The organism is Priestia sp. FSL H7-0729 (genome assembly GCF_038005685.1).
Taxonomy (GTDB): domain Bacteria; phylum Bacillota; class Bacilli; order Paenibacillales; family Paenibacillaceae; genus Paenibacillus.
On sequence record NZ_JBBOTQ010000010.1, the window covers coordinates 78655 to 90738 of the forward strand.

A 12084-nucleotide genomic window follows, 5' to 3' on the forward strand; every position below is an offset into this window, starting at 1 on the left:
GGTATAAATCTGTCGATTTATGCAAGAAGCTTGGATATGAAGCCAAGGAGTACCCGTGCCACTGGCCGGACATACCGAAGGAGAGAATCACAGATGAAATGGCGTAAAACAATGGGACTGTTGCTCTTATGTGTACTACTGGTGACTGTGGCCGCATGTGGCGGTAAAGAAGCTGCCCCGGCTGAACAGAACGGCAACACAAATACGGAGAGCAGCAACGAAGGTGACAACGCAGCCCTCAAGGATATTAAAGTCGTACTCGACTGGACACCAAATACGAATCATACCGGCTTATATGCAGCTGTAGATCAAGGTTTTTATAAGGCCGAAGGCTTGAATGTGGAGATTGTCCAGCCAGGTGCCGGCGGCGCAGATACAATGGTTGCATCGAATGAAGTGCCATTTGGCGTAAGTTATCAGGAAAGTGTAACGCAAGCCCGTACACAAGGGGTTCCACTCGTCTCCATCGCAGCGGTTATTCAGCATAATACATCCGGGTTTGCTGCTCCGGCAGATCGGAATATTAAATCACCGAAAGATTTTGAAGGTAAAACCTATGGCGGCTGGGGCTCCCCTGTGGAAGAAGCCGTGATGCAATCCATTATGGAAGGCGAAGGCGCCGATGTATCCAAAGTGAAAAACATTAACATGGGTGACGCTGACTTTTTCACCGCTGTGAAACGGGACATTGATTTTGCATGGATCTTCTACGCCTGGACGGGTATTGAAGCCGAACTGCGCGGGGAACCGATCGACATGTTGTATGTGAAGGATTATTCAGATGCATTGGATTACTACACGCCTGTCCTCGTGACGAACGAGCAGACGATTGAGAACGACCCTGAACTGGTGAAAGCATTCCTGAAAGCCACTTCCGAAGGGTATCAATACGCAATTGATCATCCAGAAGAAGCAGCGAACATTCTGATCAAGGCTGTACCGGATCTGGACAAGGAATTGGTACTGGCAAGCCAGAAATGGCTGAGTCCAAAATACACGGATGATGCCCCGCGCTGGGGAGAACAGAAACAGGAAGTATGGCAGAACTACACCGACTGGATGTTTAGCAAAAAACTGCTGGATGAACAGGTCGACGTGAGCAAAGCATATACAAACGATTTTTTACCCCAATAAAATTTCTCATATAAAACGAACTTAATATTTACACGAGGACGGAGAGGACAGAAATAACGTGAAAAAGCGAAGCGGTCGCCTTTATCACCGGATTTTCCCTTAGAGAAAGGGAATCAAAAAATCTGGGGATAACAGCGATTGGAAGGTTATTCTGTCATCGAAGTGGCAAGTGTAACAGTCATTGGTTCATTTTATATATCACGAAAGGAGCCGTGATCTCTCATGGCAAGCACACTGCTTAGCATTCAGGTTATTCCGAAAACGCCAAATGGCGAGAACTCTTATCCTTACGTAGATCGCGCCATTGAAGTTATTCAGCAATCCGGTCTAAAATATCAGGTGAACGCGCTCGACACCACGATGGAGGGGGAATTGGAGGAACTGCTGGAGGTTGTCCGCAAGATGCACGAGGTACTTGTGGAGGCTGGCAGCCCAAGCATCATCTCCCAGATCAAAATCGCCCATAGCCCTACTGGCTTCAGCATGGATACCCTGACGGAGAAGTATCGCTAATGCCTGCCTATTTCAAAAGTGTATGGCCGCCCATTGTGGCGGTTATTCTCTTTATAGCCCTATGGCAAGGAGCTGTCTCCCTGTTCCATATCGAGAAATGGATGCTGCCTGCACCGTCCGACATCGCCCGCGAAGCGGCAACCCAGGCCGAACGGCTTGGCATGCACGCTTCCGCAACCATTCAGTTAACCCTGATCGGATTCGCAGCCGGCACAGCGGTTGGATTACTGATCGCAATGGTGCTGCATCTGGTCCCTTTTCTCAAGTCGGCCCTGTATCCATTACTTATTCTTAGTCAAAATATTCCGACCATCGCGCTCGCGCCGCTCCTGTTAATCTGGTTCGGATTCGGGCTGTTGCCCAAGCTGATTACCATCATACTGGTCTGCTTCTTCCCCGTTGCGGTAGCTGCGATGGACGGCTTGACCCGTACCGATGCGGCGATGATGAACTACATGCGCATGGCTGGTGCGAAACGTCATCATATCTTCTGGAAACTGGAGCTTCCTCATGCTCTGCCATCCGTGTTCTCCGGTGTCAAAATCGCCGCTACCTATAGCGTGATGGGTGCCATCATTGCCGAATGGATTGGTGCAGACAAGGGCATTGGCTATTATATGATGTTGCAAAAGTCAGCTTATCGCACAGATCGGCTATTTGTCGCAATCATGATTATTGTCGCGCTCAGCTTGCTGCTCTTCCTGCTCATCGCGCTGCTGGAGAAGCTGCTCGTGCGCTGGCGTCCACAGAAGCGATAATGAAGCATGTAAGTCTATATATTAGGAAGTGATGATCATATGAATCGGCAACAGGACGAACACGTCCAGCCTGAACGGGGAGCACGCGCATTGGAACCAGAGCACGGTGAAAAACTTCACTCGGCTAATCCTGGTCTACCGACAAATACAACTGTTGCTACGGTCCCACCTGCACTGGACGTCGTAAATGTTCATGCATCATTCCGGGAACGACGGAGCAGGCTACCGGTTCTGTACGGCCTGTCCATAACTGTGAAGCAAGGTGAGTTTGTCGCTATCGTTGGTCCATCCGGCTGTGGCAAAAGCACCCTGTTCCATATCATCGGTGGTTTGCTGAAGCCACAGGAAGGGCAAGTGCTCATGAACGGTCACGATGTTACAGGCCAACGCGGCAAGATCAGTTATATGCCACAACAGCCTGCCCTTTTCCCTTGGCGCACCATTGAAGACAATGTACTGCTTGCTGGTGAAGTAGCTTCAAGCGCTCCTCCCCGGGCCGAAGCACTTGCGGAGGCTCGAAAATGGTTAAGCAGCGTGGGTCTTGCCGGATTCGAGCAGGCATACCCGCATATGCTGTCAGGCGGTATGCAGCAACGCGCTGCATTCCTGCGCGCCCTGCTTAGTCCGCAGGAGCTGATGCTGCTGGACGAACCCTTCAGCGCGCTGGATGCACTGACACGTAGCGACATGCAACGCTGGCTGCTCGATATCTGGGAACAGAACCGCCGCTCGGTGCTGTTCATCACCCACAATATCGAAGAAGCATTGCTGCTTGCGGATCGAGTCTATGTGTTATCCAACCGACCTGCAACGGTGTTGCATGAGGTACATGTTCCTTTTGATCGCCCCAGAAGAGAAGAAATTACGGAGGAATCCGCCTTTCTGGAGCGTAAACGGCAGATTTCACAGTGGATGAGAGAAGAACAGCAGAAAACCCGCCTATCTTGATAGCGCGGGTTTTAAAGTTATTATTTTCCTTTAATGGGTGATCCACCACAAGAAATTCTGCGTAACATAGTTAAAATATATAGGAACACAAGGAGGAATTCCCTCGTGCATTCTCAAGCTTTTGCACCATTGATTGATGCTCATATTCATTTGGATCAGTATACCCCTGACGAACAACGTGAGATGTTGCTATCATTCCCGTCTCAGCAAGTCGAAGCAGTCATTGCTGTGTCCATGAATCTTGCTTCAGCTCAGGCCAACCTGGAGCTTGCCAAGCAACATCCACGCACCATCTATCCAGCCTTCGGTTTCCATCCTGAACAGGAGCTGCCTTCTTCTGCTGCAGAAATGGACCTGTTCTTTCAATGGATGGAGAAGCATATGGGACAAGCTACGGCTATAGGAGAAGTCGGCCTTCCCTATTACAACCGTCTGGAAGCGGAGCAGGCAGGGCAGCATTTCGATCAGAGCGGATATATCGAATTACTTGCACGTTTCATCCAACTCGCGAAAAAGTACAATAAACCACTTGTCCTTCATGCCGTATACGAAGATGCAGATATCGTCTGTGATCTGCTGGAGCAATATCATTTCCGACGTGCTCATTTCCACTGGTTCAAAGGATCTCGCCAAACTGTAAAACGTATGGCGGACAACGGTTATTTTATCTCTTTCACACCAGATATTCGGTATGAAGAAGAGATTCGTGAACTCGCCCGGCAATATCCAGCAGAACAAGTTATGGCCGAGACCGACGGACCTTGGCCCTTCGAAGGACCGTTTAAGGGACGAATGACACACCCTGCCATGACCAGACAAGTCATTCAGGCATGGAGTGAGATCACTGGTATGGGAACCGAACGAGCCACCCGTCTCTTTTATCAGAACACAAAGCGTTTCTACGGCTTAACTTGAGTACAATCATCCAGCAGCAAGCACTCTCGCTTGCCCGTACCCACACAACACAAAGAAGCCAGTCGTTTTCACCCCGACTGGCTTCTAATTTACATATATAATTTAGCGCTTCAAGAACCCTTTGCTTTCCAGGAAAGGTCTCACCTGCAACCGTGTTGGCTCTGTCAGGCGCTTCGCCATCAGCTCGGACCATGGAGTCGTTCGCTCACCGTTAGTCCGTTCTTTCATGTACGCTGTCGTTGTCTCATCATAGCGCTCGACACCTTTGAGGCTCTGCTCGGCATTATAGCGATTATGATGCAGAACTGCATCCAGTGGCAGACGCGGCCGAATTCCCGTTTCCTGATCTGCAACACCAATACACATGCCGTACACTGGATATACGCCCTCCGGCAATCCCAACAGCTCAGCGACTTCTTCTATCCGGGTACGAAGCCCGCCGATATATACGATTCCGAAGCCAAGCGACTCTGCTGCAAGAGCAGCATTCTGGGAAGCAAGAGCGGCATCAATCGTGGCTACCATGAAATTCTCGGTCGAATCGGCATACGATTCCTTCTCAGGAAGATGACGTTTCGCAGCATCACTCAGTCGATACAGATCAGCACACCATACGAGAAACACGGGACATTCATTGACATAGGCCTGATTGCCTGCCAGTTCAGCAAGCTTGGCTTTCTGCTCTATGTCAGTCACAGCAATCACAGTATAGGCCTGCACACTACTTGAAGAGGAAGCCATCTGCCCTGCCGATACAATGGCTGCAAGCTGCTCATCACTCACCGGATCTGGCTTGAATTTGCGTACTGAGCGGTGTTTCATCATCAATTCGATGGTTTCATTCATGGCTGTTCACTCCCAATCCTCGAAGTACGAACTCAATCGTCTGCTCAGCAAGTTCGTCTGTATTCATATCCTGATAATCAAATCCAAATCGTGAATTCTTGGCCCGTTTGTGCGCCAAAGCCACACCCATAACCTGAAGCATCGCATAAGATACGGACTCGATCTGGAACAATCCCTGGTCTTTCCCTTCTTGCAGCAATTCCCTCACTCGGGTCCAGACAGGGTCTAGAAAACGAAATACGGTAGCTGTGCGATGTGTACGCAGTGTAATCTCCAACTGTACAATATCGCTCATCTCCTGATCCGTCATCGTGAACTTCACAACTTCACCAATAATTCGTCGGATACCATCAACAGGCGAGAACATGGACTCTTCCACCAGCAAGTTCATCATATGTCCAGGAAAATAATGCTCAAATAACGCTTCGAACACCTTTTCTTTTCCGCCAAAATGATAAGAGACCAGCGACACATTCGCACCCGCCTCATCACAGATTTGACGAACACTCGTCCCGTCATACCCCTGCTGTGCAAAAAGCTTCTTGGCTGCAAGCAGTATCCTCGTCTTGATGTCCAACTCCGGTTCCGTCATTCCGTCCCGCTCCCTCTTGTCCGTTCATTTCATTCACTCCAGCTCAAGGGCTGTAGCATGTACTCTATCTGTCTATTATATTACACCAAGCACCCCGATGAAACTCATCGGGGTACTTGTCCTAACAACCTATGGAGCAATTACAATGCTTTTGCTATATTAGTTTGCGCGAGCCGGGCTTGGTGCACCAGCTGGCATGCGTTGTTTTTTCAACAACGTCACGACTAGTGACAAAGCAACAGCAACCAACAGGACAATCACGATGGAGCCCGCAGCAGACTGTACTCCTGGGCCTCCCAACTGCACGCTCATAATACCCTGAACCGCATATGTTGCAGGCAGGTACTGTCCGATGCCGCTATAGAAGCTGTTCAGCAATTCACGCGGCACCATTGCACCGGAGGATACCAGTTGCAAGGACAGCGAGATAATGTTGAACAGACTTCCTGCGGGTCCGAAGCAGATCAGGAAGAACTGGGAGAAGAACATGAACGTGCACAGGAAGAGTGCCTGGAATAACCAGAACGCGACGAATCCTTGTGCAATCTGTCCGCCCAGTGCCACGATCAGCGATGATCCCAGCAATGAAACAACCAAAGCAGAACCCACATTAATGACTACTCTTGCGCCAAACAAAGTCAATCGGGAAAAGGTAGAGGAGAGCATACCCATCGCTGTCTGGAGATTCATCCCCATGATCATGGCACCTACATAGGAAGCCAGTACCATCATCATCGGCACCATCTGATTATTCATCCCGTTAACCGGGTTGATGGACGTTGTTGTTCCTTCCACGCGGGTAGCCAGATTCGCAGCAGCTTCAGCAGCCTGATCAGCAGGCGCACCTGAAGCGGTTAACACCGTCTGTACCCCTTGTGCAGTAGCTTGTTTGTTAATTGTGTTTGTCACACTTTGTGACACACCTTGCATCATGCTTTTGATCGTAACCGGGTTCGCTTCATTAAGCGTGTATTTAATCTCAGCGGTTGAGCCAGCCGTTTGAAGCAACTCGTTAAATCCAGCCGGGATATCCAGCACCATGTGTACTTTGTGATGATTCAGCTGATCCAACGCTTCAGCTGCACTAAGATTGGATACGGTGTGGAAAGGCAGTGTTCCTGCAAGGGAATCTGCGATTCCTTTGGACATTTCACCGTCCTCGTTCACAATCGCAACCGTCAATTCTTTCGTACGGTCATTTACTCCAGAATATGCGGTCATCCAGATCACGCTAAAAATCACTTGGAACATAAGTGCTGTTACGATCCCCACGATCACTGGCGGTTTTTTAAACAATGTACGTAATGCCTGCAACATAAAAAGTGTCCTCCATTACTCAAATAGTTCTAATTTGATTTAAACAGTTGTTTGAATCAAACGATCGTTTAAATTTTATGTGAATATGTCCATATTGTCAACTGATTTTTGAAATATTCAGAAAACATAAGCTTTATTCATGAATACAATCGATCCATTTTCACAAAAGAGCATTATGATATTCTTTTTCCAAAGAAAAGAACACTTATACCAACGTTTCAGGCCTACCTTTCTAGCGATTCAAACCGTATTTTCTCAACAAAAAAACACGGTCCGCCACAGCGAACCGCGCATTGATTTATCCTCACTTCATAACAATGAGACGTTGAATATATCATTAAACATGGGTCGGTTAGCCATTTCTATTCAGTTTCATACGTTGCAGACGCAGCGCATTCAGTACAACCGACACGGAGCTGAACGCCATCGCCGCCCCTGCCAGCCAGGGAGCCAAGAAGCCAACAGCCGCAATGGGAATACCAATGACATTATATCCGAGTGCCCAGAACAGGTTTTGCTTGATGTTCCCCATCGTGCGCCGGCTCATCTCAATCGCATCTGCAATGCTGTTCAGATCACCACGCATCAAGGTAATATCTGCTGCTTCCATCGCTACATCCGTTCCTGTTCCAATGGCCATCCCAATATCAGCAGTAGCGAGTGCCGGAGCATCATTAATGCCGTCACCTACCATCGCGACTTTCAGGCCACTCTCCTGGAGTTTCTTCACTTCCGCAGCTTTGCCTTCCGGCAGAACCTCAGCCAGCACTTTACCGATCCCTGCCTGTTCCGCTACAGCGCGAGCCGTTCGCTCATTGTCTCCCGTGATCATGATCACATCAATCCCCATCGCCTGAAGACGACCGATCGCTTCACGAGAGGTATCCTTGATGGTGTCAGCCACCGCCACGATTCCTGCCCACTGACCCTCCACCGCAACTAGCATCGCTGTACGACCTTGCTCCTCCAGACGGTTCATCTGCTGAACGGTTTCCTCAGAGACATTCACCTGTGCATCCGCAAGCAACCGTCGTGTACCGACCAGAATCTCTTGCCCTTGTACTGAAGCTCGCACGCCGTATCCTGGTATATTCTCAAACGTCTCAGATGAAGTCAGCTCCAGACCCTTGGCACGGATACCAGCAACAATCGCCTCTGCTAGGGGATGCTCCGAACTCTGTTCGGCCGCTCCCACTCGCTCCAGCAGATCGGATTCCGTCCAATTCGGAGCCGTGACGACATCCGTAAGCACCGGTTTACCTTGGGTTACTGTCCCTGTTTTGTCGAGCACCACGGTCTGAATCCGTTGTGCCGACTCCAGATGTTCGCCACCTTTGAACAGAATGCCATATTCAGCCGCTCGTCCTGATCCAGCCATGACTGAAGTCGGCGTGGCCAACCCCAGTGCACATGGACAGGCAATGACGAGCACGGCAATCGCTTTTTCAAGGGAACCCGAGAAGTCACCCGGACTTGCAAACAGATACCAGATCAGGAATGTCAGCACGGCTATGCCAACGACAATGGGAACAAATATGCCTGATATGACATCTGCGATCCGCTGAATCGGTGCTTTGGAACCCTGCGCTTGCTCAACTACTTTGATGATCTGGGACAAAGCCGTGTCCGATCCCACTCGGGTCGCACGAAGTCGTAATACCCCATTTTTGTTCAGCGTAGCACCTGTAACAGCATCTCCCGGTTTTTTATCCACGGGAAGGCTCTCTCCACTTAGCATGGATTCATCTACTGAGGATTGCCCTTCTTCAACGATACCATCCACCGGGATGCTATCCCCCGGCTTCACCAGGATCAGTTCGCCCACCGCAACATATGCGGCAGGAACCATAACTTCCTGTCCATCACGAATGACACGGGCTTCACGTGGAGCCAGTTCAATCAAGCTTTTGATTGCCTGTGAAGAGCGGCCTTTCGCCACAGCTTCGAACCATTTTCCCAGTAAAATTAACGTAATTAGAATCGCACTTGTCTCATAATAAAGCTCTACTGAAGGCATGGCGGCTGTACCCGTTCCCATTGCCCCATGATCCATTGTTGCAGAAGGCAAGTATCCACTGGATAACGTCAGATACAGACTGTAGAAGAACGCTGCGCTGGTACCCAATGCGACGAGAACGTCCATATTGGCGCTGCGGTTACGTAGTGCTTTGTACGCCCCCACATAGAACTGCCATCCAATCACGAACTGTACTGGCGTTGCCAGCAGCAGTTGGAACCACGGGTTCATGAACAGCTCAGGTACATAGATTCCCGATGTGAATGAGAAATGCCCCACCATGGCCCACAGCAAAGGAATCGATAACAAAGCCGATATTATCCATTTCCACTTTTTGCGTTGCAGCTCACGTTCACGAACCGATGTGGTCTCTTCTTGCGTCAATTGCAATTCAGCACCATAGCCCATCTGCTTAATCTTGGCAGTAATATCCGAAGGTTTCAATGTGCCTGCAGCATATTCGATATGCCCTGTCTCCAGCGCCAGATTCACATTCGCCTGAGATACCCCCGGTAGTCGGGAAAGACCCTTTTCAATCCGCGCAGAACAGGCAGCACACGTCATACCAGTGATGTTCAGATCTACTGATTCGGACACCGTACCGTAGCCAAGCGCCTCTACTTTATCCCGCAATGCATTCACGTTGGTTGTCTTCGGATCATAAGAGACGGTTGCCTGTTCGATGGCCAGGTTCACATTGGCCTGATGCACCCCTTCCATGCGGGACAAGCCCTTCTCCACTCGTGTCGAACATGCAGCACAGGTCATCCCCGTGATGTGCAGCGTTGCCTTCAGTCCTGGTGCTTCTGCCATATGTGGCATTGGTGTGGGTTCGGATGATCCATCCATTGGTTTATTCGTTGAGTTATCCATCATGTCAGCTCCTTTCATGTTGATTCAATTTATTGTATTGTTGCAATTAAGCATACCCCCAAGGGGTATATATCAGACAGAAAATTAGGCTTAAACCTGACTCGTAGGAAAAAAGACTTCTGACCTCTTTTTACCCATGAGCATGTTCGGTTTAAGCCTGTAATGCCGTTAGACTACATCGTATCCTTGGTCTTCAATCGCAGCTTTGATCTGATCCACGTTCACTGTCTGCTCATCATATTCCACAGCTACCGTTCCCGCTGCCAGATCCACGTGACCACTCGCCCCAGCATTCTTCACAGCCTCTTCAACCGATTTCACACAGTGATTGCAAGACATTCCCGTAACGTTCAACGTAACATTAGACATTCTAAATTCCTCCTTGGGGTATATTAAAATGATAACTTCATTAGGTAAATCAATGTAGCTTACTTCATTAACTTCCGCATCGTAACTAGCAGTTCATCCACGACCTCATGTTCACCAGCCTGAATGCGCTCAACAATGCAACTCTTCATATGGCCTTCAAGCAGAAGTTTGCCTACCGAATTAAGAGCAGACTGAGCCGCCGCTATCTGCGTCAGCACATCATCACAGTACGTATCCTTCTCGATCAATCCCTTAATCCCGCGAATCTGACCTTCCACACGGTTCAAACGAGAAACCAGGTTACTCTTCATCTCCTGCGAATGGTGACTCTTGCGCACATGCTTCCCATCACTGCCCTCGGCATGACAAGATACCGCTTCTTGAACTGTACCCGTAGCTTCCGTTGAAGCGGACACGGAGGATTGCAAAGGTTCCTCGGGATGGCTCTGATGATCCATCATGAACACCCCTTTTCTTTCGTTCTTTTCTAAGAGTAACATACCCCATGGGGGTATTCAAGTTCATTTTGATATTTTGTTAAAAATGGATGATTGCTTGTTCCAATTAAAAAGAGCAGTGCATCTTACAAGGTATATTCCATCCTGCTGCTGCGAACGACCAGACCCATCTGTTCATAAAAGGCCTGTGCGCCCGAGTTAAACGTCGACACGGATAATTCCACGCTGTCTGCCTGAAGCTCTCTTCCTAGCTCGATGAATGCCTGTATCAACTGTTTACCCGTTCCTTGGCCCCGATGCTTGGTATCCACCACAAGTTCATGGATGTACAGCATCTTGCGATCCACCATCAATGGGTTATCTTGAATTACACTTAACTGCGCACTCCCGTAACCCAGAATCAAGCCCGTTTCAGAGGACTCGGCAACATACAGGTAACGCTTGTCCGTTTCCAGTAGTTCGGTGAACTCCTTCTCCTCCATTCTGGTCTCTAACACTCTGTATAGATCCGGCCGCGCCTCGACATGCATCTGGTGCAGTTCATCCATCAGTAATGACACGCCAGAGTAGTCCCGCAATTCTGCCTTTCTGATGTTAACATTCCCCTTCGTGCTCATCCCCATCACTCTTTCGTCTACTGAATTTTACATTATTATACAACTAAAAAGCAGATACCATAAGGGTACCTGCTTCACTAAATTTATCTTCATTCCATCAAGCCCATGTGATGCTCATTGTTTATTTTTTCGAAGAAGTATTTCCTTCATTAAAAGCAACAGGTGATGGCTTCGCTGCCCATTCGTCTGCCTGCGGCTCAATGTCGACTCCGCTTAAAATTTTCTTTTTCTCCATCAAGGAATCCCCGTCTTCATCCAGCTTGTTGCGAATTTCCGCCTCGTCCTGAGGTTGATTGTTCTGTGTCATCGTAGAGTCCTCCCTTTTTCATGTTCATGGTGATGTTCCTTTATATAACGTGCCCATTTTCTGCATTATCATTCTCTTTGAGGATCAGGCCGCCCCCCAAGTTATGTGTTATTTGAATTAAACATTAACTTTATTAAGCTAAATCCATCTCTAAACCCTTGCTCGTACATTACTGACTCTGCTGTACCCTGAAGAAGGGTTATCACAATACAATAGTCCAAAAATAAAGCCATCCCCTCTGGCTTAACATATTCACATAGCTCCATAAACAAACGATCACTTTCTTGAATCAATCTTTTATATTCTTTTGGATTATAAATGACAAGATTTCTGATACTCTCCATACGAAGAGCTTTGAACTGGTTAAATATTTCTTCGAAGTTCTCCATGATCCCCTCCAAAAAAGTGACGTCACTATGA

At 48.7% G+C, this 12084-nt stretch carries 14 protein-coding genes; 5 read left to right on the forward strand and 9 right to left on the reverse strand.

Features of this window, described 5'->3' with window-relative positions:
- Positions 1-93 precede the first annotated feature (93 nt).
- The 5 genes from MHH93_RS20705 (at position 94) to MHH93_RS20725 (ending at position 4268) form a co-directional block, all read left to right on the forward strand.
- Complete coding sequence (locus MHH93_RS20705; protein WP_500055568.1) at positions 94-1134, forward strand: ABC transporter substrate-binding protein; 1041 nt, start codon at positions 94-96, stop codon at positions 1132-1134.
- Positions 1135-1356: 222 nt separating this feature from the next.
- Positions 1357-1647: a thiamine-binding protein gene (locus MHH93_RS20710; protein ID WP_017690996.1), complete on the forward strand. Its 291-nt coding sequence runs from the start codon at positions 1357-1359 to the stop codon at positions 1645-1647.
- Complete coding sequence (locus tag MHH93_RS20715) at positions 1647-2405, forward strand: ABC transporter permease (protein WP_500055569.1); 759 nt, start codon at positions 1647-1649, stop codon at positions 2403-2405. The genes MHH93_RS20710 and MHH93_RS20715 overlap by 1 nt, the downstream gene beginning before the upstream one ends.
- 39 nt (positions 2406-2444) lie before the next feature.
- Positions 2445-3353 (forward strand): ABC transporter ATP-binding protein, encoded by a 909-nt coding sequence (locus tag MHH93_RS20720; RefSeq protein ID WP_500055570.1) that lies wholly within the window; start codon positions 2445-2447, stop codon positions 3351-3353.
- A gap of 105 nt (positions 3354-3458) precedes the next feature.
- Entirely contained in the window at positions 3459-4268 is an 810-nt protein-coding gene (locus MHH93_RS20725) for a TatD family hydrolase (protein WP_500055571.1), read from the forward strand.
- Between the two features lie 102 nt (positions 4269-4370).
- On the opposite strand, the gene nfsA is transcribed toward MHH93_RS20725, so the two are convergent.
- The 9 genes from nfsA to MHH93_RS20770 all read right to left on the reverse strand — a co-directional run bounded on the left by nfsA (position 4371) and on the right by MHH93_RS20770 (position 12053).
- Positions 4371-5114, reverse strand: coding sequence for an oxygen-insensitive NADPH nitroreductase (gene nfsA / locus MHH93_RS20730; protein WP_500055572.1), 744 nt, complete (start codon positions 5112-5114; stop codon positions 4371-4373).
- Positions 5107-5706 (reverse strand): TetR family transcriptional regulator, encoded by a 600-nt coding sequence (locus MHH93_RS20735; protein ID WP_500055573.1) that lies wholly within the window; start codon positions 5704-5706, stop codon positions 5107-5109. Before MHH93_RS20735 ends, nfsA begins: the two co-directional genes overlap by 8 nt.
- A 159-nt stretch (positions 5707-5865) precedes the next feature.
- Complete coding sequence (locus tag MHH93_RS20740) at positions 5866-7023, reverse strand: YhgE/Pip domain-containing protein (protein ID WP_500055574.1); 1158 nt, start codon at positions 7021-7023, stop codon at positions 5866-5868.
- A gap of 352 nt (positions 7024-7375) precedes the next feature.
- The gene (locus MHH93_RS20745; protein ID WP_500055641.1) at positions 7376-9862 is read right to left on the reverse strand and encodes a heavy metal translocating P-type ATPase; all 2487 of its coding nucleotides are present in this window, start codon (positions 9860-9862) and stop codon (positions 7376-7378) included.
- 219 nt (positions 9863-10081) lie between these two features.
- Complete coding sequence (locus tag MHH93_RS20750; protein ID WP_253429412.1) at positions 10082-10282, reverse strand: copper ion binding protein; 201 nt, start codon at positions 10280-10282, stop codon at positions 10082-10084.
- Positions 10283-10341: 59 nt separating this feature from the next.
- Complete coding sequence (locus tag MHH93_RS20755; protein ID WP_500055642.1) at positions 10342-10740, reverse strand: metal-sensitive transcriptional regulator; 399 nt, start codon at positions 10738-10740, stop codon at positions 10342-10344.
- Positions 10741-10865: 125 nt separating this feature from the next.
- Positions 10866-11357 (reverse strand): GNAT family N-acetyltransferase, encoded by a 492-nt coding sequence (locus tag MHH93_RS20760; protein WP_500055575.1) that lies wholly within the window; start codon positions 11355-11357, stop codon positions 10866-10868.
- Positions 11358-11478: 121 nt separating this feature from the next.
- The gene (locus tag MHH93_RS20765) at positions 11479-11664 is read right to left on the reverse strand and encodes a hypothetical protein (protein ID WP_036616704.1); all 186 of its coding nucleotides are present in this window, start codon (positions 11662-11664) and stop codon (positions 11479-11481) included.
- 101 nt (positions 11665-11765) lie between these two features.
- Positions 11766-12053 (reverse strand): hypothetical protein, encoded by a 288-nt coding sequence (locus MHH93_RS20770; RefSeq protein WP_500055576.1) that lies wholly within the window; start codon positions 12051-12053, stop codon positions 11766-11768.
- Positions 12054-12084: the final 31 nt, after the last annotated feature.

What these genes read in the sequence shown, in the direction of transcription:
- MHH93_RS20745 (WP_500055641.1), bottom strand. Translation starts at nt 9,862, where the DNA reads ATGCCACATATGGCAGAAGCACCAGGACTGAAGGCAACGCTGCACATC.
- MHH93_RS20720 (WP_500055570.1), top strand. Translation starts at nt 2,445, where the DNA reads ATGAATCGGCAACAGGACGAACACGTCCAGCCTGAACGGGGAGCACGC.
- MHH93_RS20755 (WP_500055642.1), bottom strand. Translation starts at nt 10,740, where the DNA reads ATGGATCATCAGAGCCATCCCGAGGAACCTTTGCAATCCTCCGTGTCC.
- MHH93_RS20750 (WP_253429412.1), bottom strand. Translation starts at nt 10,282, where the DNA reads ATGTCTAATGTTACGTTGAACGTTACGGGAATGTCTTGCAATCACTGT.
- MHH93_RS20740 (WP_500055574.1), bottom strand. Translation starts at nt 7,023, where the DNA reads ATGTTGCAGGCATTACGTACATTGTTTAAAAAACCGCCAGTGATCGTG.
- MHH93_RS20760 (WP_500055575.1), bottom strand. Translation starts at nt 11,357, where the DNA reads ATGAGCACGAAGGGGAATGTTAACATCAGAAAGGCAGAATTGCGGGAC.
- MHH93_RS20770 (WP_500055576.1), bottom strand. Translation starts at nt 12,053, where the DNA reads ATGGAGAACTTCGAAGAAATATTTAACCAGTTCAAAGCTCTTCGTATG.
- MHH93_RS20710 (WP_017690996.1), top strand. Translation starts at nt 1,357, where the DNA reads ATGGCAAGCACACTGCTTAGCATTCAGGTTATTCCGAAAACGCCAAAT.
- MHH93_RS20735 (WP_500055573.1), bottom strand. Translation starts at nt 5,706, where the DNA reads ATGACGGAACCGGAGTTGGACATCAAGACGAGGATACTGCTTGCAGCC.
- MHH93_RS20765 (WP_036616704.1), bottom strand. Translation starts at nt 11,664, where the DNA reads ATGACACAGAACAATCAACCTCAGGACGAGGCGGAAATTCGCAACAAG.
- MHH93_RS20705 (WP_500055568.1), top strand. Translation starts at nt 94, where the DNA reads ATGAAATGGCGTAAAACAATGGGACTGTTGCTCTTATGTGTACTACTG.
- nfsA (WP_500055572.1), bottom strand. Translation starts at nt 5,114, where the DNA reads ATGAATGAAACCATCGAATTGATGATGAAACACCGCTCAGTACGCAAA.
- MHH93_RS20715 (WP_500055569.1), top strand. Translation starts at nt 1,647, where the DNA reads ATGCCTGCCTATTTCAAAAGTGTATGGCCGCCCATTGTGGCGGTTATT.